The 25599-nt window shown below is 62.6% G+C and carries 25 protein-coding genes; 11 read left to right on the plus strand and 14 right to left on the minus strand.

Annotated elements, in window-relative coordinates; genetic code table 11:
- The first annotated feature begins 40 nt into the window (after positions 1-40).
- Complete coding sequence (locus BCY88_RS08515) at positions 41-799, plus strand: aldolase (protein WP_183081316.1); 759 nt, start codon at positions 41-43, stop codon at positions 797-799.
- Between the two features lie 84 nt (positions 800-883).
- Here the strand turns inward: BCY88_RS08515 and BCY88_RS08520 are convergent, their stop codons facing one another.
- Positions 884-1909, minus strand: coding sequence for a helix-turn-helix domain-containing protein (locus BCY88_RS08520; protein ID WP_120343831.1), 1026 nt, complete (start codon positions 1907-1909; stop codon positions 884-886).
- A gap of 112 nt (positions 1910-2021) precedes the next feature.
- Positions 2022-3005, minus strand: a complete 984-nt coding sequence (locus BCY88_RS08525) for a helix-turn-helix domain-containing protein (protein ID WP_120343832.1) — start codon at positions 3003-3005, stop codon at positions 2022-2024.
- A gap of 93 nt (positions 3006-3098) precedes the next feature.
- Here BCY88_RS08525 and BCY88_RS08530 point away from each other — a divergent pair, with 93 nt between their 5' ends.
- Positions 3099-4343, plus strand: coding sequence for a DUF1479 domain-containing protein (locus BCY88_RS08530; protein WP_120343833.1), 1245 nt, complete (start codon positions 3099-3101; stop codon positions 4341-4343).
- Positions 4344-4437: 94 nt separating this feature from the next.
- Here the strand turns inward: BCY88_RS08530 and BCY88_RS08535 are convergent, their stop codons facing one another.
- Complete coding sequence (locus BCY88_RS08535; protein WP_120343834.1) at positions 4438-5064, minus strand: TetR/AcrR family transcriptional regulator; 627 nt, start codon at positions 5062-5064, stop codon at positions 4438-4440.
- A 216-nt stretch (positions 5065-5280) separates the two neighbouring features.
- Between BCY88_RS08535 and BCY88_RS08540 the strand changes: the two genes are divergently transcribed.
- Entirely contained in the window at positions 5281-5601 is a 321-nt protein-coding gene (locus BCY88_RS08540; protein WP_183081317.1) for an H-NS histone family protein, read from the plus strand.
- A 13-nt stretch (positions 5602-5614) separates the two neighbouring features.
- On the opposite strand, the gene BCY88_RS08545 is transcribed toward BCY88_RS08540, so the two are convergent.
- Positions 5615-6547, minus strand: a complete 933-nt coding sequence (locus BCY88_RS08545; protein ID WP_120343836.1) for a LysR family transcriptional regulator — start codon at positions 6545-6547, stop codon at positions 5615-5617.
- A 126-nt stretch (positions 6548-6673) separates the two neighbouring features.
- On the opposite strand from BCY88_RS08545, the gene BCY88_RS08550 reads away from it, so the two are divergent.
- Positions 6674-7072, plus strand: coding sequence for a carboxymuconolactone decarboxylase family protein (locus tag BCY88_RS08550; RefSeq protein ID WP_220669659.1), 399 nt, complete (start codon positions 6674-6676; stop codon positions 7070-7072).
- Here the strand turns inward: BCY88_RS08550 and BCY88_RS08555 are convergent.
- Positions 7061-7990, minus strand: a complete 930-nt coding sequence (locus BCY88_RS08555) for a LysR family transcriptional regulator (protein WP_120343837.1) — start codon at positions 7988-7990, stop codon at positions 7061-7063. The genes BCY88_RS08550 and BCY88_RS08555 overlap by 12 nt on opposite strands.
- Before the next feature lie 95 nt (positions 7991-8085).
- Between BCY88_RS08555 and BCY88_RS08560 the strand changes: the two genes are divergently transcribed.
- Positions 8086-9375 carry an MFS transporter gene (locus tag BCY88_RS08560; protein ID WP_120343838.1) on the plus strand — a complete coding sequence of 430 codons (1290 nt, stop codon included), beginning with the start codon at positions 8086-8088 and terminating at the stop codon, positions 9373-9375.
- Positions 9376-9415: 40 nt separating this feature from the next.
- Here the strand turns inward: BCY88_RS08560 and BCY88_RS08565 are convergent, their stop codons facing one another.
- The 6 genes from BCY88_RS08565 to BCY88_RS08590 form a co-directional block, all read right to left on the minus strand.
- Positions 9416-10954: an efflux transporter outer membrane subunit gene (locus BCY88_RS08565; RefSeq protein ID WP_120343839.1), complete on the minus strand. Its 1539-nt coding sequence runs from the start codon at positions 10952-10954 to the stop codon at positions 9416-9418.
- Positions 10951-12027 carry an HlyD family secretion protein gene (locus BCY88_RS08570; RefSeq protein WP_120343840.1) on the minus strand — a complete coding sequence of 359 codons (1077 nt, stop codon included), beginning with the start codon at positions 12025-12027 and terminating at the stop codon, positions 10951-10953. The genes BCY88_RS08565 and BCY88_RS08570 overlap by 4 nt, the downstream gene beginning before the upstream one ends.
- A 12-nt stretch (positions 12028-12039) precedes the next feature.
- Positions 12040-13590 carry an MFS transporter gene (locus tag BCY88_RS08575; RefSeq protein WP_120343841.1) on the minus strand — a complete coding sequence of 517 codons (1551 nt, stop codon included), beginning with the start codon at positions 13588-13590 and terminating at the stop codon, positions 12040-12042.
- 293 nt (positions 13591-13883) lie between these two features.
- Positions 13884-14558: an antibiotic biosynthesis monooxygenase family protein gene (locus BCY88_RS08580; RefSeq protein ID WP_120343842.1), complete on the minus strand. Its 675-nt coding sequence runs from the start codon at positions 14556-14558 to the stop codon at positions 13884-13886.
- Between the two features lie 321 nt (positions 14559-14879).
- Positions 14880-15437: a G/U mismatch-specific DNA glycosylase gene (mug, locus tag BCY88_RS08585; protein ID WP_120343955.1), complete on the minus strand. Its 558-nt coding sequence runs from the start codon at positions 15435-15437 to the stop codon at positions 14880-14882.
- Positions 15438-15551: 114 nt separating this feature from the next.
- Complete coding sequence (locus BCY88_RS08590; protein WP_120343843.1) at positions 15552-16580, minus strand: GlxA family transcriptional regulator; 1029 nt, start codon at positions 16578-16580, stop codon at positions 15552-15554.
- Positions 16581-16883: 303 nt separating this feature from the next.
- Here BCY88_RS08590 and BCY88_RS08595 point away from each other — a divergent pair, with 303 nt between their 5' ends.
- Complete coding sequence (locus BCY88_RS08595; RefSeq protein ID WP_120343844.1) at positions 16884-17810, plus strand: LysR family transcriptional regulator; 927 nt, start codon at positions 16884-16886, stop codon at positions 17808-17810.
- Between the two features lie 123 nt (positions 17811-17933).
- Entirely contained in the window at positions 17934-19190 is a 1257-nt protein-coding gene (locus BCY88_RS08600; RefSeq protein WP_120343845.1) for an MFS transporter, read from the plus strand.
- Between the two features lie 91 nt (positions 19191-19281).
- Here the strand turns inward: BCY88_RS08600 and BCY88_RS08605 are convergent, their stop codons facing one another.
- From BCY88_RS08605 to BCY88_RS08615, 3 genes are all read right to left on the minus strand, one after another.
- A complete protein-coding gene (locus tag BCY88_RS08605) occupies positions 19282-20193 on the minus strand; it encodes a LysR family transcriptional regulator (protein WP_120343846.1) in 912 nt (303 codons plus the stop codon).
- 191 nt (positions 20194-20384) lie between these two features.
- Positions 20385-20621, minus strand: a complete 237-nt coding sequence (locus tag BCY88_RS08610; protein ID WP_120343847.1) for a tautomerase family protein — start codon at positions 20619-20621, stop codon at positions 20385-20387.
- Between the two features lie 72 nt (positions 20622-20693).
- Positions 20694-21404: an SDR family NAD(P)-dependent oxidoreductase gene (locus BCY88_RS08615; protein WP_120343848.1), complete on the minus strand. Its 711-nt coding sequence runs from the start codon at positions 21402-21404 to the stop codon at positions 20694-20696.
- A gap of 513 nt (positions 21405-21917) precedes the next feature.
- Between BCY88_RS08615 and BCY88_RS08620 the strand changes: the two genes are divergently transcribed.
- The 4 genes from BCY88_RS08620 to BCY88_RS08635 all read left to right on the plus strand — a co-directional run bounded on the left by BCY88_RS08620 (position 21918) and on the right by BCY88_RS08635 (position 25527).
- Positions 21918-22958: an isopenicillin N synthase family dioxygenase gene (locus BCY88_RS08620; protein ID WP_120343849.1), complete on the plus strand. Its 1041-nt coding sequence runs from the start codon at positions 21918-21920 to the stop codon at positions 22956-22958.
- Between the two features lie 84 nt (positions 22959-23042).
- Positions 23043-23879, plus strand: a complete 837-nt coding sequence (locus tag BCY88_RS08625; RefSeq protein WP_120343850.1) for a MetQ/NlpA family ABC transporter substrate-binding protein — start codon at positions 23043-23045, stop codon at positions 23877-23879.
- The gene (locus BCY88_RS08630) at positions 23876-24862 is read left to right on the plus strand and encodes a methionine ABC transporter ATP-binding protein (protein WP_120343851.1); all 987 of its coding nucleotides are present in this window, start codon (positions 23876-23878) and stop codon (positions 24860-24862) included. Before BCY88_RS08625 ends, BCY88_RS08630 begins: the two co-directional genes overlap by 4 nt.
- The gene (locus BCY88_RS08635) at positions 24859-25527 is read left to right on the plus strand and encodes a methionine ABC transporter permease (protein WP_120343852.1); all 669 of its coding nucleotides are present in this window, start codon (positions 24859-24861) and stop codon (positions 25525-25527) included. The genes BCY88_RS08630 and BCY88_RS08635 overlap by 4 nt, the downstream gene beginning before the upstream one ends.
- Positions 25528-25599 lie beyond the last annotated feature (72 nt).

Consider the following 25599-nt stretch of genomic DNA (forward strand, 5'->3'; position numbering starts at 1 on the left):
GCAACCCGTCATTGCCGATAGACATTTCCTGGAGATGCAGATGGTCGAAAAGAACAACGAAACCCTGGTTTCGCAGATGGATGAAAAACTGGAGCAGGGCAGGTGGGACAGCCGGCAGAAAATCGCACTCGCGTGCCGCATGCTCGCGCATGAAGGGCACTCGGAGACGCTTGCGGGTCAGATTAGCGTGCGGCAAGAAGACGGCACATTCCTGACTACACCCATGGCCATTGGCTTCGATGAGATTACACGGAGCAATGTGATTCGTATCGACGATTCCATGCAGGTTGTCGAGGGCAACGGCATGGCGAATCCCGCGATCCGTTTTCATCTCTGGATCTATCGGCGGCGTCCGGAAGTGAAGTGCATTATTCATACTCATCCGCCCTACATCAATGCGCTTTCCATGACCGGCACGCCGCTGGAAGTCGCGCACATGGACGCAACGCCTTTCTTCGACGACTGTGCGTTCCTGCGCGAATGGCCAGGCTTGCCCATTGGCGATGACGAAGGGGAAATCATCTCGGGCGCATTGGGAGCCAAACGCACGATCCTGCTCGCGAATCACGGATTTCTGGCGGCGACACGGTCGCTTGAGGAATCCGCGTATCTGTCCGTGCTGATCGAACGGGCCGCGCGCAGTCAGATCCTTGCGCAATCGGTGGGCGAGATCCAACGCATCGACGCTGAACGTGCCGCCGAGTCGCATGATTTTCTGTTGTTGCCGAGTATCGTCAACGCGAGCTTTGCGTTGTTCGGCCGTCGTGTGATCAAGCGGGAGCCGGAGGTGCTGTTCTGAGCGTATTGCAAGGAAGAGCGCTCCGGTGCGTCACCATGAGGTTTGCAACACGATGGTTATCGGCGCCGGTTTCCGGCGACCGAATCAGGTCCGCGCGGATTCCGCCGCCTGGACGGCGCTCCGCACGCCCCCCAGCTTGCGGAACTCACGTGGCGACAGGCCGTAACGGGTGTGAAAACGCCGGCTGAAATGGGCGGCGTCCTTGAACCCGTTGCGCCAGCCGATCTGCTCGATGGACAGCGCAGCACACATTGGATTGAGCAGATCGCTGCGACAGCACTCGAGGCGATGCTGCAGGACAAACGTCCGGTACGGCGTACCGGTGGATTCGAACATTCTATGGATGTAACGCCGCGATACGCCCAAGGCTGTTGCGCACGCCGTGACGTCGAGTTCGGGGTCGCGGATGTTGGCCATCAGGTAGGCGCTCAGGTGCGACCAGCGCAATGCATTGCATGACGCCGGGACCCGTGCACTGGTGCGAGCGTGCTGATCCGCGGCGTTCAGATAAGCAGCGCACAACAGGGACACGAACGCTTGCTCGGCGGCCGTTACCGCGTCGGCACTCATGTGCGGGAATTCCGGCAACACAGTATCGATGAAATGGTGGATCAATCGAACAGGAGCGGACTGCGCATCCGCACAATGCGGCTCGAATGAAGCATGCCGCGAGATGGCATGGCCGAAGAACCGCGTGAGCGGCAGACGGATCATGACGAGCGTGGTGGTTTCCTCGAGCCTCGCATGCGACGGTAGCCGGGCGCGCCGGTACGTGATGTCTCCCGCCCGAAAGTTTAGCGTCTTGCCCTTCTGACTGATCGAACCGCTGCCGGACAGGGCAACCAGCACGATCACGTCGTCGTCCGGGAACGCCGCGGCGTGCCGGGCGTCGTGCCGCACTTCCTGGTGCCCCAGCCGTACCGTTGCGAGCACCCCGCCGCCGGTCAGCCGGCAGGCACGCACCTGGCCGGCTTCATCGGTATCCGGAAACAGCAGATCGCCCGGCATCACGATATCGTCGAGCGAGCGCTTCCATTCTTGCGGTCCCACAGGGTGGATGTCCCTGAATGTCGGTGCGTACGGCAGATCCAGATTTGAAACCGAATGCATGGCACTCTCCTTGAACTGGCTCTGGCCGCAATGAGACGAGGATAATTTTTGGCGAACCGTTCGTCTTGTCTGCAAGTGAACTCATGACTTGCCCCTTCACGAACTGCGGGACCTATCCTCGTTGCGGACCTCCGGCCTCTCGGTCGTCTCGCTTACCGGCTAGTGTCTGTTCCCTTTGAAGCGAAGGGGACCGCTCGGTCAAGCGGGCGTTGTCATTATCCGGCGCGCCCGCAGCCGCGAACAGCCGCCGATATTCGGCGGGCGTTGTTTGCTTTGCGCTCCTGAACTGTCGGTTGAAATTGGCGAGGTTCGCGAAGCCGGAGCGAGCGGCGATGACGGCGACGGGCAGAGACGTGTCTGTCAACATCCGGCATGCGTGTCCGATACGAACCCGGGCGATATACCGGCCCACGCTCTCACCAATATGCTGCACGAAGTAACGTGTGAGCGTGCGCTCTGACAGGCTGGCGACCGCACAGAGTTCTGACAGTCGCAGAGGTTCGGCAAAGCGCGCATCGATCATTGAAAGAACCCGGTTGATCCGTTCAGGTTCGTGGCCGGATGGTCCGGCGTCTGGATGATTGAACGCGCTCGGTGAGGCGAGCGGTCGGCCGGGCGCATCGGCAAGCGTGCACAAGGTATCGAGGGCTGCGCCAAGGCGCTCGCGTGCGTCGTTCGAGAGTAGTTGCGCGAGGCGCTTGCGCATCGATTCGCCTGCGGGCGGTTCGAAGGCTAGCCCACACGCGGCCCTGCGGAGCAGCTTGCGCAGCGGTTCGTATTCGGGGCAGCAATCCGCCATACGCCGCGCCCAGCCGCCGTCGAACCAGATAACGATGGCGACCTGCGGCGAGGATGAATCGATCGAACGATTCGACGCCCAGGTGTGGGGAAGATCCGGCGGCACGAGCACGAGATCCTCCGCCTCGTAGTCGTTGACAGCGTCGCCGATGTAGCGCTTGCCATGACTGTTCATCGTCAGCGTCAGCTCGTACTCGGGATGGTGATGCCATTCGAACGGAATACGCGCGAGCCGCCGATGGTAAACCCGGAGCGAACAGTCCCGACCGAACTCGACGTGCTCGTAGGCTGGTTTCATGGCCGAAAACGCAAATTGATTGTCTGAATAGTATCACCGGAGATCGCCTTCACATCATATGCTCAGCGCTATCAATTCGATGTGGAGACAGTCATGGCGTTGAGAATCGACGATTTGCCAGGTGCGATCCGGCAAGCGAAAAGAGAGCTGCGCGCGGCGTTGCCGAACTACCGGGAGGTCTTCGCGGAACTCGATGAATCGATCGGTGCCGAGGCGCAGCGAATCGCCGCGCAACGCGATCGTGGAGAGAACGTCATTCCCGAGATTCAGTTTTCCGATATCGCCGGGAAACGCGTCACCGCGGATCAGATCGCGCTCGTCAAGGCGCGCGGGGCATGCGTGATTCGTCAGGTTTTCCCCCGCGCGCTGGTGCAGAGCTGGGACGAGGATATTGCCGGCTATGTCGAGCGCAATAATCTCGACAAACACCTGGAAAATCGCGCTGAAGACAAATACTTCGGACAACTGGCTTCCAGCAAGCCGCAAATCTATGGCGTGTACTGGTCGAAACCACAAGTGCTGGCCCGTGAGTCGGAATCGCTGACCGAAGCACGTGTATTCCTGAACCGGTTATGGCGCAACGAGAGCGAGGGGCGCGTGCACTTCGATCCGGAACGCGTGCCGGCGTATGCCGATCGTCTGCGTCGCAGGCCACCGGGTTCAGCGTCGCTCGGCTTGTCGGCGCATTGCGACGGCGGCTCAGTGGAGCGCTGGATCGAAAGCAATTTCCGCAAGGTGTACCGCCATGTATTTGCCGGAAACTGGCGTGACTATGATCCATTCGACGCAGCTTTTCGCCCTGACGTAGAGGAGATCGCGTCGCCCGCCGTCTGCTCGATGTTCCGCACTTTCCAGGGCTGGACTGCCTTGACGCCGCAAGGCCCGGGCGACGGCACGCTGCAGCTCGTACCCATTGCCAATTCCATGGCGTACATACTGCTGCGCGCGCTTCAGGACGATGTCGCCGAAGACGATCTATGCGGTGCAATGCCCGGGCGGGCGCTGTCGATCAAGCCGGAATTTCATGCGCCGTTGTTCGAAGCGCTGTCGTCGATTCCGAAAATGGAAGCGGGCGACACCGTGTTCTGGCACAGCGACGTCATCCACGCGGTCGAAGACGAGCATAAGGGCACGGGTTACAGCAATGTGATGTACATCGCCTCCGCGCCCGCGTGCGCCAAAAACGATGCTTATCTGAAGCGCCAGTTGCCGAGCTTCATCAAGGGTGAAAGCCCACCTGATTTCCCGACCGATCATTTCGAAGTGGATTTCACCGGACGCGCGACGGCTGACGACCTGACACCGCTCGGCAAGGCGCAACTCGGGTTCGACCTGTAGATCGAAAAAGCGGCTGGCTGAAGTTGCGCGAGGGAGGCGCCGCGAACGCGGTGATCCCCGAGCGCGTGCGCAAGTCGCACGAGCGAGTCGCGGATCAGCGCACGGGCGGCGCGGCGGCCAGCAAGCTGCGCAGGAACACCATGATCATGTGCCCAATGGGCACCTCGGACAGCATCGAGCGCTGCAGTGCGAGACCTTGTGAGAGTCCCATGAAGGCCGCGGCCAATACGGTTGGCGATTCTGGCGGCACTCTTCCCAGTTTGGCGAAGATCTGCCCGATGCAATAGGCGAGGCCATCACGGTGCGCGTCCAGCAAGGCCTGTGAGGCCGTTGCGAAAACCGGGTTGCGACGCCCCTGAAGCTTGAATTCAACGCCCAGCACCGACCACTCTGGCTCGGCATCGAGTGTCTGCGCCCAGATCTCCAACGCGCTCAAGATACCGTCCGCCGATGCGGATGGGTCGCTCAGCGTCTGGGCAATATCGCTCATTTGTGCCCTTGAGCGCTCCCGCATCAATTCCACAAACAGATCTTCCTTGCTCGCGAAATTCGAATAGAAAGCACCCTGCGTATAACCCGCCTCGGCCGCAATATCCCTGAGAGAAGTGGCGCCGAACCCTCTTTCGACAAACAGCCGCTTCGCCGCCGCAAGCAAATGCGCCCGGGTCTGCAATCGACTTTCTTCGCGGCTTAGCCGCGGGGGTTTGGCCGCCGTATTCATGGCCGGAAGGATATCAGTTGATATTTAAAATTCAACTGGATATTATTACGATTGCATTTCATATATCACTTGATATGCGGGAGTATGAGCGCGGGCTGTCCCTCTGAGCGTCTTACGAAACAGGATGAGGGCGCGCCTGCGAAGTCAATGCGGAAGCCAACCGCTAAGACCGGGAGCGAGATGCAACAACCTGGTCATGTACTACGGAAAGAGAACATGAGCAGCAGGGTAAAGATGTTGAAGCAGCAACTCGCGCAACTCGATGAGCGGCTACTGGTCGCGTGGCAGCAGGAGCAGCAAGCTGCCATTGAACACGTCCGGCAGGTCATGAACTTCTTCAACCTTGTGCCTAACCAGTTGCGCGTCGACCGGCGAGGCACATACAACACCAAACCGATTGAGATGAAGTATCAGGACCCGATTACCGGTGCGACCTGGAGCGGCCGTGGACGTGCGCCGTCCTGGATCCGGAACCGGAGCTACGACGATTTTCTGGTCAAGCAGCCCGAGGATGTCGGATCGGATCAGGGGCGTTGACAGTTCAGGCTGGTCAACCCATTTCAACCGCCGTGCTTCGTCGCTTCCTCGGCAGCGAAGCGCGCCCGCCAAAGCGCTCCACCATGAAGTCCACGAAGGTGCGAATCTTCGGCGGCGGCTTGCGGTCCGCGACCGTCAGCACATGCATCGGCCGTGCGTGCGGAACATAGTCGGGCAACACCGGCACTAGCCGGCCGGCGCGCAGGTCGTCGTCGAGCAGGATCTCGGGCTGCATGATGATGCCGAGCCCGCTGAGCGCAGCCATTCGCAGTGCTTCGCCATTGTTCGCGGTGAGGCTCAGCGACACCGGCACGACCACTTCGCCTGCGGGTCCCTGCAGCCGCCAGTTGCGTCCTGCTACCGGATGCGCGAAGCCGAGGCAACTGTGTTGCGCGAGGTCGTTGGGCGCCATGGGCACACCATGCCGTTCGAGATAGCCAGGCGCGGCGCACACCACCGACCGGTACGGCCGCAACGCACGCGCGATCAGCGACGAGTTCGCGAGCTCGCCGATCCGCACCGCCACGTCGAACCCTTCATCGACGAAATCGATGCTGCGGTCGCTGACCACGAGATCGATCGCGACGTCGGGATGCGCCGCACGGTAGTCGAAGCAGGCCGGCGCAAGCGCATGGACACCGAACGAAACGGGCGTGAGCACGCGCAGCCGGCCGCGTGCTTCCCCCTGCAGTTCGGCGCCGATTGACTCGGCATCGGCCACGTCGGCGAGAATGCGCCGGCATCGCTCGTAGTAGTGCTGACCGAGTTCGGTGAGACTCTGCCGGCGCGTGGTGCGGTTCAGCAGCCGGCCGCCAAGCAGCGTTTCGAGTGCCCGGATGTGATGCCCGACCATGGTTCCCGTCAGCCGGAACTCCTGCGCGGCGGCCGCGAAACTGCCTCGCTCCACGACCCGCACGAAGATCGTCATGCTTTCCAGTCTGTCCAATTGCGAAGCGTCCTTTGGTTATGTTCGAAGCGCAGCCGTCTTTTTTCGCCACCTCAGCGCGGCAACAATCTCGATACGGATGTGGAACTGTCCACGTACGACATCGCAGATTATTGAGGGAGATGCATGATGCTATCGCAACCGACACTTCGCGAACGCGGCGCCGCGCTGCTCGAACAACTTCACGGGTCCGGCTCCGCACAGGCTCTCAAGGCCGATATGGAAGGGCTGTGCCCGGACTTCCTCGAGATGTCCATCGAGTGGGCACTGGGTGGCGTCATGGCGCGCCCGGGGCTCGACCTGATCACCCGCGAACTCGTTGTCATCGCATCGTGCGTGACGCTTGGCCATCCCGTCACCCAGTTGCGCGCGCACGTGTATGCCGCACTCGCGGCGGGCGCGACCCGCGAGCAGATCGTCGAGTCGATTCTGCAGTTGATGTTCTATGCGGGTGGCGCGTCGGTGCGCAATGCGCTTGTGCATTGCCGCGATCTGCTGGTTGTTCAAACCGGTTCAGTGACCTGAGTCCGCCGTGGATGGCACGGCCGAATCGCTTTCCAGTGTCTCCACCAGCGCGTCGCGCATCAACGCGACGGGCCGCACCAGACGGCCTGGCAGCATGCCATGCACGAGCCAGACGTTCAGCACGTTGTTGAAGTCGGTCACCTCGATGGGCTGCAGTGACTCGCGGTAGGAACTGCGCTCCAGCATTTCCGGCACCGCGAGCCCGATGCCCATGCCCCGGGCCACCAGCGAAAGCTGTAACTCCGACCCAAACGCCTCCACTGCAACGTTGAACTGCAAACCGGCTGCCGACATCGCGCGACTCAGCGCCGAACGCATCCCGCACCCGTCCTGGTTCAACACCCACGGATGACGCGAGAGCGCGACGAGTGTCGTCGGTTCGCCGGTCAAGCCGAGCGAACGCGGCGCCACAACGACGGCCCGCTTGTCGCCGAGCAGCGTGGCCGTCATCGTCTCGGGCAGCGGAATGCCGGTGGGCATCAGCACGACGGCCGCATCCACGGCGCCGCGCTCGACGTTCTGCAGCAGACCCGGCGACCAGCCCGCCGTCACGCGCAGCGTCAGCTTGGGAAAGGCGCTGCGCAAACGGTCGACGGGCCGTGCGAGCGCGAGTTCGGATAGAAACGGCGGGACGCCGATTCTCAACTCACCGGTCGATTCGCTGTCGGGCGACGCGACGGCCATCAGGTCGTCGACAGCGCGCAACACGGTGCGTGCGAGGCCGTAGACCTCGTTGCCCGCCGCGGTCGGTTTGAGCGGTTTGCTCTGCCGGTCCAGCAGTTCGGCGCCGAGCATCGTTTCCAGGTTTTGCACGCGGCGCGTGAGTCCGGGTTGCGTGAGAAACAGCTTCTCCGCCGCCCGCACCATCGATCCGCTTTCCACCACCGCCACAAAGGCCTGCAGGTCACGCGTATTCATAACAAACTCGCATAAACATTATCGAGATATTTCAATTGTCGCATAACATCGTCATCCGTACGATGAGCCGGAGTTAAATCAACCGGAGTGGAACGATGAATCAACCCGCCGATACATCCGCGCGGCCCCTGCCTGCCTTACGTTCCTCGCCCGCACCTGCGGCGGCGCCTGGCGCCGTCCTGACCACGCAGCTCACCTTGTTCTTCGCCGCCGCGGTTGGGGTGATCGTCGTCAACCTCTCGGCGGCGCAGCCATTGACGGGCCCCGTCAGCCGCGCGCTGAATCTGCCGCCCGAACTTGCCGGACTGATCGCCATGCTGCCGCAGTTGGGATACGCGGCCGGCCTGCTTCTGCTCGTGCCCTTGTGCGATCTGTTCGAGAACCGCAAGCTCATTTTCCGGACGCTGATGTGCTGTGCCGTCTTCCTCGGCGTCGCGGCGTTCGCACGGTCGGGCTGGCTATTTCTCGTCTCGGTATCGCTTGCCGGCGCGACGTCGAGCGTGATCCAGATGCTCGTGCCAATGGCGGCCTCGATGGCGCCGGAACACCGGCGCGGCAGGGCGGTCGGTAACGTGATGAGCGGGCTGATGGTGGGGATTCTGTTGTCGCGCCCGCTCGCCAGCGTGATCGCCGGCTCGTTCGGCTGGCGCGCGTTCTTCGGCATCGAGGCATGCGCCGATGCGTTGCTTGCGGTGGTGCTGTATACGCAGTTGCCCATCCACCGGCCGCTTGCGACGGCGCGTTATCCGGCGTTGCTGCGCTCGCTGTGGACGCTGTTGCGCACGGAACCCGTCCTGCAACGCCGCGCCACGCTGGCGGCGCTCGGGCTTGGCGCATTCAGCGCGTTCTGGACCGCCATTGCCTTGCTGCTGGCGCAGCCGCCGTTCTCGCTCGGCATGCACGGCATCGCCGCGTTTGCGTTGGCCGGCGCGAGCGGGGCGATTGTCACGCCGCTCGCCGGTTATCTCGGCGATCGCGGTGCGCAGCGCGCGACACAACTGATCGCGCATCTGTCGATGATCGCAGCCGTGCTCGTCATGGGGGCGGCTGGTGCGGGTTGGGGCGGATTCCCGATAACGGCGCACCCGGGTCTCGCGCTCGCGCTGCTGGTTGTCGGCGCGGCGACGCTCGACGCGGGCCTCATCACCGATCAAACGCTCGGACGGCGCGCGATCAATCTCATCAACCCGGCGGCGCGCGGCCGGTTGAATGCGCTCTTCGTAGGCATTTTCTTTGTCGGCGGCGCGATCGGCGCCTTGCTGTCGGGGGCGGCGTGGGCCTGGGCCGGGTGGAGCGGCGTTTGCTCAGTTGTACTGGCCTTCACGATTGCCGCACTGCTATGCGGGTTCTTTGACCGGAGCAGGAGCTCCGGTCTTTCACGCTGAAGCGGGGTTCCACGGAGGCCGCTTGCAACAGACTGCCGGGTCAATGAGGACTGTCCTGTTGGGCATAGGTCGATTCCCAGCCGCCGCCGAGCACCTTGCATAGCGTGATGAGGTTGGCGGCCGCCTCGGCGTTGCTTTGCTCGAGCTTGCTCTGCGCGTCGAGCAACTGCTTCTGCACGTTGAGCACCTCCAGGAAATCGACTGCGCCGGCCTTGTACCGTTGCCGCGCAATCGTTAGTGCGCGCTGGTTAAGGCCGACCACCGCCGTCAGCCGATCGCGCCGGCGCTGTTCTGCGTCATAGACGATGAGGGCATCGTCCACTTCCCGCCACGCCTGAAGCACGGTACGTTGGTAGACGATCGCCGCCTCCTGCTGTTGTGCTTCGCGCAGATGGAGTGTGCCCTTGAGGCGGCCACCTTCGAATATCGGCAGCGTGATCGACGGTCCCACGACAAACTGGCCGGACGCCCAGTCGGCGAGATTCGAGAGCTGAAGGCTCTGGAACCCCGCGCTGCCATTCAGCGATATGCGTGGATAGAAGTCCGCCTTCGCCATGCCGATCGTCGCCGTGGCCGCGTGCAGCTGGGCCTCTGCTTTTCTGATGTCGGGTCTGCGCTCCACCAGTTCCGACGGAACGCCGATGGGTACCTGTGCGGGCAGCGCCGGCACGTCATGCGGCTCGCCGAGTGTTTGCCGCAGCGCGCCCGGTTCCATGGCGAGGAGTACGCCAATCGCATTGATCGTGGTTTCGCAACGCGATTCGAGCGTCGGAATCAGGCTTTCGATCGATTCCGCCTGCGCCATGGCGTTGGCCACGTCCAGATCCGTGGTGACGCCTTCGCGCACGCGGGTTTGCGTGAGCGTCGTGGCATCGTGGGCAATGTCGAGGTTCTGTTTCGCTATCCGCAGCAGCGCCTGCGTGTCGCGCAGCTGGATATAGTCGCGGGCAAGTTCGGCGCGCGCGGACAATAGAACCGCATTGCGATCCTCGTATGACGCGGCGGACAACGCCGTTGCGGCCTCGACACCGCGTCGCCCCCGGCCCCAGATGTCGAGTTCCCACGATGCATCGAAACCGAACTGGTAAAGGTCGTAAGCGGGCGAGCCCTTGGCGCCCGGCAGCGGCGCCACGCCAAGCGGCGCGCTACCCGAGGCCGATTGTGTCTGGCTTCCTGCCGGCGTGACGCCGAGCAACGACAGGATGCCGTTCGGACTGCCGCGTTCGCGGTCATACGATGCGGCGCCGTTCAGCGTCGGAAGATCTTCCGCACCGGCAATCCGTTGCTCCGCCCGGCTTTGCCGCAAACGCGCCGACGCTGCCGCCACGTCGAGGTTCGCATCGGCCAGTTGTGCTTCCAGTGCGTTCAGGGTGGGATCGTTGAAGAGCGTCCACCATTGCGGACTGAAATCGGCTTCGACTGCTTTGCTGGGTGCTTGCGCAGACTGCGTGCGGTCGAACACGTCGGGCGTGGTTGTCTGCGGCGGCTCGAAGTTCGGGCCGACCGTGCAGCCCGCCATCGCGAGGCAGGCCAGAACATAGAGCGCCAGCTCGCGCAGAGAGAATTCGCTCGGGTTCATTTTTTGTCGGCTCCCTCTATACGCGTATCGGCTCGCTTGCCGACGGCGACCTTTGTTTCGACAGAAAGTCCAACGCTCAATGCAGACGTGGCCTGCTGTCCGCGGTCGATGGTGATCTTGACCGGCACGCGCTGGACGACTTTCGTGAAGTTGCCGGTTGCGTTATCCGGCGCGATAGGTGCGAAGCTCAAGCCGGTAGCGGGCGCGAGACTGTCGACGTGTCCTCGAATCGTTTCACCTGAAAGGCTGTCGACTTTGATACGCACGGCGTCGCCTGGCCGCATTCTGGCGAGCTGGTTTTCCTGAAAGTTGGCGACGACATAGGCCTGCGACAGCGGGACGATCGCGAGCAGCGGCGCACCGGGTGTAACGAACGCGCCGACCCGTGCCGAACGCCTTCCAACCTTGCCGTCGATAGGCGCGCGAATCTCCGTATAGGACAGATTGAGCTTCGCCTGCTCAAGAGCGGCCCCGGCGTGGGCCAACGCCCCCGCAGCCTTGTCGCGCTGGGTAAGCAGAACGGCGAGGTTTTGTTCGGTCGCCACGAGAACGGCCTGGTTGCGGGACTGTTGCGCGACCTGTTCCGCCAGCGCGCTCGTCGCGTGCTGCTGCTCCTGCGCCGTTCCCGCGCCGGCCTCCGAGAGATTCTGGTAGCGCAAGGCGTTTGCCCGCGCAAACTGGAGCGTTGCTTCGTCTGAGCGAAGCGTGGCGCGTGCCTGATCGACAAGCGCGGGCTGCCGCGCGATCTCGGCGTCGTAGTTCGCGACCGATGCGGTTGCTGCCGCCACGTCTGCCTGCGCGCTCATCAAGGCGGCGCGGAAGTCGCGGTCATCGATACGCATCAGCAGTTGGCCGGCTTTTACCTGCTGGTTGTCTTCCACCAGTACCTCTGCCAGTTGACCGGCGACACGCGGCGCGACCAATGTGAAATCAGCCGTCACGTAGGCATCGTTTGTGGTCTCGCTGGCCGAGTCGGCAAACAGTCGCATGCCGGCCCAGATGGCGACGCCGAGCAGCAGCACGCACACGGCGAGACGAATGGTTTTGGGAGGAAGTCGAGTGGCGGATGACATGGATATCGTCGCTTAGCGGGAAGAAGAGGGCGTGGTGCTCCAGGGCGGATAAATGCGCACGGGCAACACCGGAATGACGAACAGAAAGGCGATGGCGATACCGGCCATCACGCGATAGAGATCCGCCGAAGTCAGTACGACGGCCTGCTCGTGGATCCGATGGGCGAGTTCGCCGAGACCATGAACTGCGTCGATGCTTTGGCCGGTAATCAACGCGTTGTTGCCCAGGTGGTCAACGAGCATGCTCGAATGAAAATGCTCGCGCGTCGTGCCTAATCCCTCGATGAGACCGGTGGCCGCGGCGCCCGTGAACGTTTTGAGTGTGTTGAACATGGCCGAAGCAAACGGGCCTTCCGTTGGCGGCAAACCTGTCGTGACACCCATCAGGATGCCCATGATCACCATCGGTTGCGCGACGATCTGTAGTGACTGAAGCCAGTAAAAGTTCTCGCGAATCCACTCGGCCGTCATGAAGCTCCCCATCAGGCAGGAGCTGGCCATGAGGCAAAGTCCAACGGCCATGACCCAGCGATGGTCGACCTGCCGAAGGTTAAGGACAGCGGCAGTCAACGGAAGCGCAATCAACAGGGGAATGGCAACCAGCAAAGACAGCGGCGCGGTTTGCAGCGGCCGGTAGCCGTGAATCTGCGCAAGATATTGGCCGGGTATGGCGGCGACGCCAACCAGCAGCACAACTGCGCCGACCAGTGTCAGAAGCCCGTGCGTGAAGTTCCTGCGGGCGAGCAGTTGCAGTTTGAAAAACGGCAGAGGATGAAACCACTCGTTGATGAGGAAGGCCGCCAGCAACAGCGCTCCGCCACCAAACATCGTGGAGATGAACGTGGAATTCAGCCAGTCGAGGCGATCGCCCTGCAGAAGACCTATGACGAGCATGGCTATCGCGGGGTAGCCCAGTATGAATCCGCTCCAGTTGAATGAACGGAACCGCTCGAGCTTAACCGGATCTTCCGGGAGTCCTTTATAGATGGCCGCGCAGCTTATCAGACCAAGCGGAACGATTTGCCAGAAGGCCATTTGCCAGCCGGCGTATTCCGTCCATAAGGCCGCGAGAGGCGTGCCGAGCGCCGGGCCGAAGGTCGCGGTCAGTGCGTAACCTGCGAGTCCATAGAGCTTGACCTTCGGCGGAAGATAGCGCAGCGCCACGATGATCAGCATGGGGGGCAAACATCCGCCGGCCATGCCTTGCAACGCGCGTAACACATATAGCGCGAGCAGGTTCGGCGCAAAGGGGCACAGGACTCCCAGGAACATCACGGCCAGCACCGCGCCGATCGTAAATCGCTTCAACGTGAACGTCACGCCGAACCACGGAGCGAAGACCATCGTGGCGACATTGGCCGCTTCGAAGAAAGTGGTCAGCCAGGTTCCATCGTCACGACTAATGGAGAGCGCGCCGCGAATATCGGTGAGTGCCGCCGCCGTGACCTGTTCGTTCAGGATGGCCAGCAGCGACGCCAGCAACATTCCGATCAGGCCGATAGCGAGGAGAAGCGGTAATTTCGCTTCTTCTGTTCCGGTTGTCTGCAGGGTGGCGGTGTTCATGACAGTGTGGCGACTCGTATTTAATGGGGTATTCCATCGGCTTGCTTGATTCTAGGAGGCGGCCTGGTTTTCCAGAAGCTGATACAGGTCGCGTATCAGGCCATTCAGTGGTGAAATCTGGCCAAGGCCACGGTTGCTGCCAGTGGCAACGTGGCCGCCTTCAAATGAGTGCCCGTGATTCGCATGCCGAAATAAATATCGGTGAGATGGAGTGGCGCACGCAACGCTTCGAGCCTGTAACGCGGGTCCCGGTCAATCTGTCCGCGGGACGCCGACGTCGCGTGACGACCGCTTTACGCCTTCGGCTGGACCTCGGCAAAGTACTGAGGCGCCTCGCGGCGATCGAACATTCCATACTCCCGGACAATACGGATGTGCCGCAGGCGTACGCCTTTGGGCAGTGCCGTATTGCGCTCGAAGGCTTCGGCGGCATCCAGATCGGCCCACGTTGCCACGGCGATGACGTCGCCGGGCGTCATCAACGCGTCGAATGCGTCCCACGCAAGGAGACTGGTGGCGCCGGTATCGAGTCCGAGTGATTGTGCGACTGCATCCGCACCCGCCTGCTTGACCCAGTCTGGTGCGTGTTTCGCGTCGAGCAGCGTGACGGCTTTGCCCGCGCCCGTTTCGGTCTCGTCGAGACGTTGTTCGATCAAGGTCTGCCCGGAAGGCACGCACGTATCGGCGACAACCTGGCCGATACGCAGGCGATAGTCGGCAAACACACGATCACGCGCGGCTTGCTGCACCTTGTGATGGTTTGTCGTCACTCGCCAGCGTATTAGCGATTTCTCGTCGCGCCAGCTCGATAGCGAGAGCAGCCAGCCCTCGCGTGTCAGACTCGCGTAGCGAGTGTTGTCGACGAAGCCATCGATCGTTTCGAGCTCGGGGCGAAGCATTTTCGCCATGCCGAGATAGGCATCGAATTGTTCGGTTTTCGGATTGACTTCAAGCATTGCAGAGAACATGGATTGCCTCGTCTGGTTGAGGATGCCTAATGAGGAGAATTGACACGCCGCCGCAGCGATGCGGATGATCAAGTGGCGCGCGTCAGGTCCTTGCATGGCGCGATCAGTCGATTCACTACCCTGTGACTGGCGCGCGATGGCTTAGACGATTGTCGGAGATGGGACGAGGTTCTTGAAGTACCGGTAGGCCTCGTATTGGGCCATTCAATGCCGGAATTTTGCCAGGTTCCTCACGGAAAACCGTGGCGATGCGCCGACCCGGAAAGCGGGCGCGCGGACGGGAAAGTAAAAACGCGTGAGCGGGTCTACCGTGCTAGCTCTTCAGACCGCGTCAGCGGCCGCGACTGCAAGACGAAGCTCACGGTAGGCAATCACGAGTGCGTCGAGACTGAATGACCGGTTCAGGCCGCTGGGATTGGGCAATACCCATGCGCGGGCGCCGCCGAATAGTGCCGGTTGCCGGCCCCAGTCAATCTCGCGCTTGCCCGACATTGCGCTGAGCGCCATCTTTCCGAGGAAGGCAACGCATTGCGGTGCGTATCGCTCAATCTTCTGCTCGAACTCCGCCGCGGCCGCTTTGAACTCCCATGGCGATAGCTCGTCCGCTCGTGCAGTCGGGCGCGAGACCGCGGTTGTCAGGCCACAACCATATTGCAGGAGTGTGCGGTCGTCTTCGGGAGCAATCTGTTCGGGCGTGAAACCCGCCAGATGAACGGTCCGCCAGAACCGGTTGCCCCGGCCGGCAAAATGGTGGCCGCTCGAGGCAGCAAGCACGCCCGGGTTGATGCCGCAAAACACCACCGGCAAACCCGGTTCAAGGATATCGGGAAGACTTTGAAGTGAACCGGAGCGCGTCACGGGTGGTGTCAGCCTTGTCATGAAATGCATGTGAGCCATGGAGTGGGAGCAACAGACTACCCCGACCATAACCGCTTTTTCCACGTGAGGCGTCAGAGAAGCAGCCGCACTGTCCGGGCAAACCGGAAAGTTGTCTCACACTTCCATCTCCTCCAGTTCCATCTCCTCGACCTGCTCGTCGAAACCGCCGGAAGGCCACTGCTTGCCCGTTTCACCACGGAAGCGTTGGCGATACTGTCTCGGCGTTACGTTGAGCCGCCGGAAGAAAATCGACCGCATATGCGTGGCGCTGTGAAAACCGCAATTGAACGCCACGGTCTTGAGCGGCGCATCCGTTTCTTCGAGCAGCTTTCTCGCAGTGTCAACGCGAACCTGTTCGACAAACGCGGAGGGCGTCACCTTCGCATACTTTGCGAATAGCCGCGAGAACGTGCGCCGGCTGACTGAAACGGCACGCGCAAGCTGTTCGATCGATAGCGTATCGGTTATGTGCTCGGTCACGTAACGCAGCACCTTGCCGACAATCGGGTCCTGGTCCTTCCGTACGCCGAGGTAAGGGCTGTACTGGGACTGGCCGCCGTCTCGCTGGATGTACACGACCAGACGTTTCGCAACCCGCACCGCAAGCTCGTGCCCCCAGTCTTCCGCCACGAGGGATAGACACAGATCGATGCCTGCCGTCACGCCCGCGGAAGTAAAGAGGCGTCCGTCACGGATAAAAATCCGGTCGGGCTGCACACGCGCCTCGGGAAATTCGTCGGCGAGGCGGCCGGCATCTGCCCAGTGGGTCGTCACTTCCTTACCGTCGAGCAACCCGGCGTGCGCGAGCACGAATGCGCCGTTGCACACCGAGCCAAACCGTGCTGTGCCGCGCGCCTGGTCTTGCAGCCACTTCAGGAACGCGCTGCGTGGCCGGGCATCGGGCAACTGCGGGCCGCCTGCCACCAATAGCAGATCGAATGGCGTGTCGAAGTCCGTATATGCATGGGGAACCGAGAGTTGCATCCCGTTCGAGCAGGACACGGCGCCGGCCTCGTACCCGATGAGAGAGACCTGATATCGCTGATGCTCCGGCAGGAACGTGTTTGCTTCGGCGAATACATCCAGAGGGCCGGCAACGTCCAGTGCCTGCACACCATCGAACATGACAATGGCGACTCTCATACCGTGCTCCTTGTTGATTCCCTGAAGTGAGTTGATCGACCCCCCGTTCGCGCGTGCGCGGCGCCGGTGTGCCTTCAATGGGCTCAACCATAGAAGCGAAGCGCGGCCGGATAAAGGCACGGCGCCGATCATCACTTGTTACACGAGGTGCAGGTATGAAATCCAGGAACACGGGCATGGCCGGCTGCGCATTCGTGGCCCCAATCTGATTGCGCTTGCGGACCCAGGCTGATCGCGCGCTGCATAATCGTGCCGGTAGCGGTTTGGACGTGCAACCGACATTGAGAAGCCTGCGCTAAAAATATGGACCGAATCGACGCAATGAAGGTGTTCGTGGCCACGCTGGACGAAGGCAGCCTGGCTGGCGCCGGGCGCCGGCTCGGCCGATCCCCGGCCGCGGTGAGCCGCGCCATCGCCTTCCTCGAGGAGCACACCGGAACGGCGCTGCTGCACCGGACAACCCGGACGATCAGACTGAGTACGGCGGGCGAACGCTATGCGTCGGCGTGCCGCCGCATCCTGACCGACCTCGAGGAAGCCGATCTGCTGGTGGCGGACGAGCGCTCGGCGCCGCGGGGTCTGCTGACCGTCACCGCACCTGTTGCCGCGGGTGAGGACGTGCTGCGGCCCATACTCGACGATTTCATCGACCAGCATCCCGCGGTTCCGATACGCCTGCAGCTGCTCGACCGTCCCGTCAGCCTGATCGACGAAGGAATCGACGTGGCGCTGCGCATCGCGCATCTGGCGGACTCGACGCTGATCGCGATACCGGTCGGCGAAGTCCGCCGTGTTGTCGCCGCTGCGCCGCAATACCTGGCCACCCATCCCGCCATCAACGAACCGGCCGATCTCGCGCATCATCAAATCGTTGCGATGACGCATTTCGGCCTGGACTCGTGGAGCTTTCCGCCCTCCGGCCGTTCGACGATTCCTCAGGTCGTGCAGTTGGCCCCGCGTTTTATCGTCAACACGATCCGGGCGGCGATCGCTTCGACCGTTGCCGGTCACGGCGTTACCCGGATGTTTTCGTATCACATCGCCGAACAGGTCAGGAACGGGTCGCTAAAGATCGTGCTGCGCGATAGCGAGCATTCACCTCTGCCCGTGCACCTCCTGACGCCGCACGGCCGCCTGTCGGTCCCCAAGGTGCGTGCTTTCGTGGACTTCGCGGCACCGCGTCTGCGCGAGCATTTCGAGCAGCTTCAACGGTTTACCGAGGCGGATTGAATCTCACGGCGGAAGAATGTCTTCCGTGCGGCGGCGATTCACCCGGAATTCGGTTTAATCTAGACTGACTCACGTTATCGGCAGGGTACCCAGCGGGTGGGTGCCTGTCTTCGGGAGGCAGTTATGGAACAGGCAGTCGCTCATTCCCCTTCAAATCCTTTCCAGGGGGCCCCGCGCGGTTATACCGAGCGCAACGAGACCTACTGGCGACGCAATCTCGCCGTGTGCGTGATCGGGTCGTTCACGACGCTCGTCAGCCTGAGCATGCTGCTGCCGTTCCTGCCCTTGTACGTGCGGCAACTCGGTGTCGAATCCCAGTCGGCGGTCATCCAATGGTCCGGGGTGGCGTTCGGCGCGACGTTTCTTGGAACCGCCGTGACCGCGCCGCTCTGGGGGCGTCTTGCCGATCGTTACGGCCGCAAGCCGATGCTCATTCGCGCGGCAGTGGGCATGGCGATCGTGATGTCGCTGATCGGCCTCGCCCATAACGTCTATGAACTGGTCGCGCTGCGTTTGATTGCGGGGCTCGTTGGCGGTTACGCGTCGGCCTCCACGGTCATGGTCGGCACGCAGGCGCCTCGTGAGCGGGCAGGCTGGGCGCTGGGCATTCTGTCGACCGGCGCGCTCGCGGGCAACCTGATCGGGCCTTTGGTCGGGGGACTGTTGCCGGGATGGATCGGAATCCGCGGCACGTTTTTCGCCGGTGGCGCGATGATCGCCGTTGCCGCACTGCTGACCATCTTCGTTGTGAAGGAAGACTTTCATCCGGCCACTGACGCGAGGGGACGCGGCATCAATCCGACTGGCGCGCCGGTTCGCCGCATGGATTACGTGGTCGTGGCAACGATCCTGGTGACGGCGATGATGGTGCTGCTCGCCAACATGTCGATCGAGCCGATCATCACCGTCTACATCGGGAGCCTGAATGTTCAGGCGGATCATCTCGCGCGCATCGCGGGCGTGGTGATGGCCTGTTCCGCGTTGGGCAGCGTCCTGACGGCGGCCCGGCTTGGCGCGCTTGCTGACCGCATCGGCAGCTGGAATGTCATCATCGGTTGTCTGGTCGTCACCGGTCTGGTGATGGTGCCGCAAGCCTTCGTCACCGAGTGGTGGCAACTCGCCGGATTACGCGTCTTGATGGGTATGTCGCTCGCCGGTCTGCTGCCTGCTATCGCCAAGCTCGCGAGACAATCGGTCGATGAGAGCCGCACTGGGCAAATGCTCGGCTATCTGCAATCGGCCCAGTTCAGCGGCCAGGTGATCGGCCCCGTGATCGGCGGCCAGATCGGCGTGCTGTTTGGACTGCACTCGGTGTTTTTCGTCACCGGCGCACTGCTGGTGATCTGTGCCGGACTCGCTCAATGGGCGCGCCTGCGCTAACCGGCCCCGCGGCCCCGCGGCCTGCGGGCCGAACCGGACGGCGGCGGCCACGCACAACGCGTGGCCGCATCGTCGCGATCAGACTGACGCACTACGACCCCAGTCTTTCCATCAGGAAGTCGACGAAGCTGCGCACGCGCGACGATAGATGCCGCGCATGCGGATAGATCAGGACGAAGGGGCGTGAACAACCGCCATAAGGGATGAGCAATTCCTTGAGCGTGCCTTCGGCAAGATCTTTTTCGACGATGAAGCGATAGGTCTGAAAGAGGCCCGCCCCATGGCGGGCGAGGGTGACTCCGGAAAGCACGTCGCCCGATGTCCCGTAGCCGCCGTGCGTCATCACTTCCATCTCCTGGCGTTCCTGATTGAACTCCCACAGGAGATTGCGGCCGGTACTTGGCCGCGCGTACTGGATGCAATCGTGATTGACCAGATCGTCCGGAGTTTCCAGTTTGGCGGCGCCGCGCAGATAAGCGGGCGAGGCGACCACCACCAGTTCCGCATCCTCGATCTTGCGCGCGATCAGACCGGAGTCGCTCGGTGCGCGTCCGCGAATGGCCAGGTCGAAGCCTTCTTCCGCGAAGTCGATATTACGGTTGCTGAGGTGCGCTTCGACCGTGACGCCGGGATAGCGCGCACGAAAGTCCGCCAGCAGGGGAAGAACGCGATAGTGACCATACGGTGTGGGCATGCTGACGCGCAACACGCCGCTCGGCGCGGTTTGCTGCCCGGTTGCTTCACGCTCGGCGTCGGTAAGCAGGCTGAGCGCCTGCCGGCATTGTTCGAAGTATCGCTTGCCCGCATCCGTTAGCCGGATCTGTCTCGTTGTGCGCACAAACAGACGCACGTTCAGCCGCGATTCCAGACGCGCGACTGAACGGCTGACGGCAGCCGGCGTCACGCTTGCGGCGGTTGCGGCAAGCGTAAAACTCTCGAGTTCGGCCGCGAGACAGAACAGTTCGATACTGCCCAGAAGGACATCCTCAAATTGACGCTGCATAGACTCTCGACGACCTTCGGTAGCGCGCTTTCCTGATCGGGCAGAACGGCGCCCGGTATGCCCGAAAAGTTAACGCAACGGGCGGCGCGATCGCCTTCGGTGCGAAACAGGGGACCGTACAGAGTATCAGGATATAGCGCGAAGGTCATCGAAGAAGGACGTGCCATGCTCAAGCTGACACGTCCTGATGTTCAGGCCGGCTTGAGGGCTCGCTGCTTGCGATACGCCTCGACCGGCAAACCACCCCAGCCCCAGTTCTCGGTATCCACTTCCTCGATCACGACGAAGGTCGATTCGAGCGGCTTGTTTAGCACGTCGAACAGCACCTGGCTGACGCCTGCAATGAGTTGTGCTTTTTCGTCGGCAGTGACGGAATCGTTGCCGGGTTTGGATCCCTCGCGGGTAACCTGAATCGTGACGATAGGCATGTCGCCCTCCGTGATCGTCGGTTGACTTGAAGGGCGCCGGTTTGCGGCGCCCGGGAGATCAGTGAAGCGTCATTAGTGGCCGGCGCTCTGGCCGCCGTCCACGTGCAGGATTTCGCCGGTCACGAACGGCGCGCCATCCAGATACAGGACAGCGCCCACGACATCGCTCATTTCGCCCATATGACCAATCGGATGCAAGGCACCGAGCGCCGCATGGGTATCCTCCGTGTGCATCGGCGACTTGATGATACCCGGCGAGACGGCGTTGGCGCGGATGCCCTTTTTCGCATATTCGATCGCAAGCGACTTGGTGGCCGCGTTCAGACCGCCCTTGGTGAGCGACGCCAGCACCGACGGCACGCCCTCGATGGCATGGTCGGTCAAACTGGTCGTGATGGTGACCACGTGACCGCTGCCATTCTTTTCCATCTCGGCGACAGCCAGTTGCGTGATGTGGAAGAAACCGGAGACGTTCACGCCGATGGCGGCTGCGTAGTCTTCCGCGGTGTAGCGGGTGAAGGGCTTGGCGAGGAAGATGCCGGCGTTGTTGACCAGCGTGTCGATGCGGCCAAAGCGGGCCACGCCTTCGGAAATCACACGACGCGCGGTTTCCGGATCGGCAATATCGCCTGCGACGGTCACGATATCAGGGGCGTCCGACGGGCGGATCGAGCGTGCGGTTGCGACAACGCGGTAGTCGAGCTTGCGGAATGCGCTGACCAGTTCGGCGCCAATGCCTTGCGATGCGCCGGTAACGACAACGACTTTTTGTGACTTGCTCATGATTGAACTCCTGATGAGATGCCTGGGATTGGATGCTGATCGGGCCACTGGCTCCGATGGGTTCCAAATGTAGGCGCATTGGCGCCGAGTTCGAATACCCGCCATGGACAAACAGTCGTGCTTGCCAGGAACAAATGCGTGTTGCGGCGGCCGCCGCGCATTGCGATCTGCTTGCGGCAGCCAACTTCGAGAATTCAGAACGTGAGCGGGCGGTTCAACGCTTGCCCCTGCCGTAGCCGCGAAACGGCCCGGTGCGGCCTGACGCGGCCTTGCTGCTTTGGGATATCTGACTCTGCGCAACGCAGTCAGATCACGTTGATTCACGCATATCGAAAGCGTGATTTGTTGGTTTGCCGCATTCAACGCCGCTGATAGCATCGATTCGCAGTTTCAGACATTCTTTGAAACCGGCGAATCCGGCCAGCTGTGCGACGCGAAGTGAAGTGAAGCACGTCCGTGGCATGCATGTGCCGCCGGAGCGCCTGGCACCCCCGGCAAGGCAAGACTTCATTCATGACTGAGGCAAACAACATCACGGCAGCCGCGTTGCCGATTCTCGATCTCGCGCAATTCGATCAGGGCGACGCCGAAGCGCGCGCCGTCTTTCTGGCGAAGCTGCGCCACGCCGCACGCGATATCGGTTTTTTCTATTTGCGCGGCCATGGCGTCGACGCGGCGCTGATCGACTCGGTACAGGCGTTGTCGCGGCGTTTCTTTCTGTTACCCGAAGCGGAAAAGCGCGCACTCGACATGGTGCGCTCCGCGCAGTTTCGCGGCTATACGCGAGCCGGCGGTGAACTGACGCGCGGCCAGCCCGATTGGCGCGAGCAGTTCGATATCGGCGCCGAGCGGCCGCCGATTGCGCAGGGTGAAGGCGTGCCGGTATGGACCCGTCTGCAAGGCCCGAATCAATGGCCGGCCACGTTGCCCGAACTGAAACCCGTGCTGCTGCGCTGGCAAGCCGAACTGACGCGCGTGGCAATCCGTTTGCTGGGCGCTTTCGCGGTGGCGGTCGAGCAACCTGAAGACGCATTCGAGCCCGTCTACGGCGATACGCCGAACCAGCACATCAAGATCATTCGCTATCCGGGGCGCGAAGCGGCGAGGAGCGATCAGGGTGTCGGCGCGCACAAGGATTCGAGCTTTCTGAGCTTTCTGCTGCAGGACCGGCAAGCCGGCCTGCAAGTCGCCACCGACGACGGCCAATGGATCGACGCCGTGCCGCTGCCAGGCACCTTCGTCGTGAATATTGGCGAACTGCTGGAGCTGGCCACCGATGGTTATTTGCGCGCCACCGTGCACCGCGTGGTGAGTCCGCCGGTCGGCAGCGAGCGCCTGTCGATCGCGTTCTTTCTCGGCGCGCGGCTCGACGCGACGGTGCCGCTGTTGAGTTTGCCGCCGGCCTTGGCGGGCGAGGCGCGCGGCCCGGCGAGCGACCCCGACAATCCGCTGTTTCACGACGTCGGCCCGAATTATCTGAAGGGGCGCTTGCGCTCGCATCCGGATGTCGCGCGGCGTCACTACCAGGACGTGCTCGACGCACAGCCTGCCTGAGCCCAGGCGAACCGGTTCTTTTCGGTGTCTTTACGCGCGGCCGCCGGCTGCGCGTCGTTCAACCTTTCTTGCGCCAGGACTTCCATGCTCCGTTCCGCGATGATCCGTCTTGTCCGCAGCGCGGCTTTTGCCGTGTTGCCCATCACCTTTGCCGCCCATGTGAGCGCAGCCGATGCGCCGCCGTTGCGGGTGGCCGCCGACGCTGTGCCGCATGCCGAAATCCTGGCCTATGTGCAAAAACTTGCCCCCGATCTGAAGCTGAACGTGATCGAGGTGGCGAACGGCGTCAATCCGAACGAGCTGCTCGCGCACGGCGACGTCGATGCGAACTATTTCCAGCACGTGCCGTATCTGCATTCGCAGGAGCAGGCGCTCGGCAAGAAGTTCGCGGTGGCGGCGACCGTGCATATCGAGCCGCTCGGCGTCTATTCGCACAAGCACAAGAGCTTCACCCAGGTGCCGGACGGCGGCTCGGTGGCTGTGCCGAACAACGTGACGAACCTGAGCCGCGCGCTCTTTCTGCTGCAGGCACAAGGCCTGATCAAACTGAAGCCGGGTATCTCCGGCAGCGAGGCGAGTCTCGCGACACCGCGCGATATCGTTTCCAATCCGAAGCATCTGAAGATCATCGAGATCGAGTCGCCGCAACTGCCGCGCTCGCTCGACGACGTCGATCTCGCCGTGATCAACGGCAACTACGCGCTGGAAGCGGGGCTCGTACCGGCCAAAGACGCGCTCGGCCTGGAAAAGGTGGACGGCAATCCGTACGCGAACGTGGTCGTCACCACGCCGCAACTGGCGAACGATCCGCGGATCAAGCGACTCGCGGCCGTGCTCAGCTCGCCGCAAGTCGCGAAGTTTATCCTCGACCACTATCGCGGCTCGGTGATTCCGGTGCATGCGGCCGGGAGCGGTGCGTGATCCGCGTCGAGGATCTGCGCAAGGTCTACCGCTCGGGCAGCGGCGAGTTCACCGCGCTTGACGGCGTCTCGCTGGAGATCGCCGACGGTTCGATCTTCGGCATTGTCGGGCGCAGCGGCGCGGGCAAGAGCACGCTGATTCGCTGCCTGAATCTGCTGGAACGCCCCACCTCGGGACAGGTCTGGGTGGACGGCGAAGAGCTGACGGCGCTGCCCGCCGCAGCACTGCGGCGGCAGCGGCAACGCATCGGCATGATCTTCCAGCATTTTCATCTGCTGCATGCGCGCAATGTCGCCGACAACGTCGCGGTGCCGCTGGAGATCGTCGGCATGAAGCGCGCCGAACGTGCGCGGCGGGTCGCCGAACTGCTCGAACTGGTCGGACTCGCCGACAAGGCGCATGCATTTCCTTCGCAGTTGTCCGGCGGTCAGAAGCAGCGCGTCGGGATCGCGCGAGCGCTGGCGGCGCAGCCGTCCTGCCTGCTGTGCGATGAAGCGACCAGCGCGCTCGATTCGGAAACCACCCAGCAGATCCTCGCGTTGTTGCGTGACGTGAACGAGCGTCTTGGCGTGACGATCGTGCTGATCACGCATGAACTCGATGTCGTCAAGTCGATCTGCGATTCCGCCGCCTTGCTGGAAGCCGGCAAGGTGGTCGAAGCCGGGCCGCTGGCGGCTTTGCTCGGCAATCCCGCATCGCGCCTCGGCAGGTCGCTGTTGCCGGCGTGTGCAGGGCTGTCGCAGGGCCATGACGCGATTGCCGAGCTGACCTTCACCGATACCGTCGAAGCGTCGCCCGTACTCAGCAGGCTGGCCCACGAGCATTCGATCGGCGTGACGCTGCTGGGCGGCGGTGTCGAAGCCATCGGCGGGCAGCGTGTCGGCCGTCTGCGGGTCGGTTTTCAGGCGCCGGAAGGCGGCCTCGATTTCGGCGGCGTACTGGCGTTTCTGAACGACCGCGGGGTGAGGGCGGAGCGCGTATGAATCTTGATGCATGGACCGACATCGTGCCGCTGGTGCTCAATGGCACGGCGCAAACGCTCTATATGGTCGCGCTCGCGGCGCTCGTTACCCTCGTGATTGGCTTGCCGCTCGGCGTGTTGCTGTTCGTCACGCGCAGCCATGGCGCGTTAGATGCTCCGCGCCTCGGGGCGGTGCTCGGCGCGATCGTCAACGTCGGCCGGTCGGTGCCGTTCGTGGTGCTGCTGATCGCGCTGATTCCGCTGACGCGCGCCATTGTCGGCACGACGCTGGGCAGTTCGGCGGCGGTTGTGCCGCTGTCGATCGGCGCGATCCCGTTCTTTGCGCGTGTCGTCGAGGCGGCGCTGGACGAGATCGACCGTGGCCGCGTCGAGGCGGTCATTGCAATGGGCGGCACCGCGCGCCACGTGATCCAGAAAGTGCTGCTGCCCGAGGCGTTTCCGTCGCTGCTGGCGGGCCTGACGCTGACCGTGGTGATGCTGATCGGCTTTTCGTCGATGGCGGGTGTGGTTGGCGGCGGCGGACTCGGCGACCTGGCGATCCGCTACGGGTATCAACGCTTCAACAATCAGGTCATGGCCGCCACGGTGGTGGTGCTGATCGTGTTGGTGCAGGCAGTGCAGATGACGGGTGACCGGCTGGTGCGCTCGCTTGCCCACCGGCGCTGACACATTGGTGAGCCGCTCGCGTGCAAGCCCGATTGCCGCACGGGTAAACACATCTTCCAGACAGAACTTCTG

The sequence above is a fragment of the Paraburkholderia fungorum genome (assembly GCF_003610895.1).
GTDB lineage: Bacteria > Pseudomonadota > Gammaproteobacteria > Burkholderiales > Burkholderiaceae > Paraburkholderia > Paraburkholderia fungorum_B.

Excerpts from the sequence above, each read along its gene's own strand:
- BCY88_RS08550 (WP_220669659.1), top strand. The coding sequence starts at position 6,674 with ATGATGCTATCGCAACCGACACTTCGCGAACGCGGCGCCGCGCTGCTC.
- BCY88_RS08540 (WP_183081317.1), top strand. The coding sequence starts at position 5,281 with ATGAGCAGCAGGGTAAAGATGTTGAAGCAGCAACTCGCGCAACTCGAT.
- BCY88_RS08590 (WP_120343843.1), bottom strand. The coding sequence starts at position 16,580 with ATGAGAGTCGCCATTGTCATGTTCGATGGTGTGCAGGCACTGGACGTT.
- mug (WP_120343955.1), bottom strand. The coding sequence starts at position 15,437 with ATGACAAGGCTGACACCACCCGTGACGCGCTCCGGTTCACTTCAAAGT.
- BCY88_RS08615 (WP_120343848.1), bottom strand. The coding sequence starts at position 21,404 with ATGAGCAAGTCACAAAAAGTCGTTGTCGTTACCGGCGCATCGCAAGGC.
- BCY88_RS08570 (WP_120343840.1), bottom strand. The coding sequence starts at position 12,027 with ATGTCATCCGCCACTCGACTTCCTCCCAAAACCATTCGTCTCGCCGTG.
- BCY88_RS08565 (WP_120343839.1), bottom strand. The coding sequence starts at position 10,954 with ATGAACCCGAGCGAATTCTCTCTGCGCGAGCTGGCGCTCTATGTTCTG.
- BCY88_RS08515 (WP_183081316.1), top strand. The coding sequence starts at position 41 with ATGGTCGAAAAGAACAACGAAACCCTGGTTTCGCAGATGGATGAAAAA.
- BCY88_RS08635 (WP_120343852.1), top strand. The coding sequence starts at position 24,859 with ATGAATCTTGATGCATGGACCGACATCGTGCCGCTGGTGCTCAATGGC.
- BCY88_RS08600 (WP_120343845.1), top strand. The coding sequence starts at position 17,934 with ATGGAACAGGCAGTCGCTCATTCCCCTTCAAATCCTTTCCAGGGGGCC.
- BCY88_RS08560 (WP_120343838.1), top strand. The coding sequence starts at position 8,086 with ATGAATCAACCCGCCGATACATCCGCGCGGCCCCTGCCTGCCTTACGT.
- BCY88_RS08520 (WP_120343831.1), bottom strand. The coding sequence starts at position 1,909 with ATGCATTCGGTTTCAAATCTGGATCTGCCGTACGCACCGACATTCAGG.
- BCY88_RS08625 (WP_120343850.1), top strand. The coding sequence starts at position 23,043 with ATGCTCCGTTCCGCGATGATCCGTCTTGTCCGCAGCGCGGCTTTTGCC.
- BCY88_RS08620 (WP_120343849.1), top strand. The coding sequence starts at position 21,918 with ATGACTGAGGCAAACAACATCACGGCAGCCGCGTTGCCGATTCTCGAT.
- BCY88_RS08530 (WP_120343833.1), top strand. The coding sequence starts at position 3,099 with ATGGCGTTGAGAATCGACGATTTGCCAGGTGCGATCCGGCAAGCGAAA.
- BCY88_RS08575 (WP_120343841.1), bottom strand. The coding sequence starts at position 13,590 with ATGAACACCGCCACCCTGCAGACAACCGGAACAGAAGAAGCGAAATTA.
- BCY88_RS08595 (WP_120343844.1), top strand. The coding sequence starts at position 16,884 with ATGGACCGAATCGACGCAATGAAGGTGTTCGTGGCCACGCTGGACGAA.
- BCY88_RS08525 (WP_120343832.1), bottom strand. The coding sequence starts at position 3,005 with ATGAAACCAGCCTACGAGCACGTCGAGTTCGGTCGGGACTGTTCGCTC.
- BCY88_RS08580 (WP_120343842.1), bottom strand. The coding sequence starts at position 14,558 with ATGTTCTCTGCAATGCTTGAAGTCAATCCGAAAACCGAACAATTCGAT.
- BCY88_RS08555 (WP_120343837.1), bottom strand. The coding sequence starts at position 7,990 with ATGAATACGCGTGACCTGCAGGCCTTTGTGGCGGTGGTGGAAAGCGGA.
- BCY88_RS08535 (WP_120343834.1), bottom strand. The coding sequence starts at position 5,064 with ATGAATACGGCGGCCAAACCCCCGCGGCTAAGCCGCGAAGAAAGTCGA.
- BCY88_RS08610 (WP_120343847.1), bottom strand. The coding sequence starts at position 20,621 with ATGCCTATCGTCACGATTCAGGTTACCCGCGAGGGATCCAAACCCGGC.
- BCY88_RS08605 (WP_120343846.1), bottom strand. The coding sequence starts at position 20,193 with ATGCAGCGTCAATTTGAGGATGTCCTTCTGGGCAGTATCGAACTGTTC.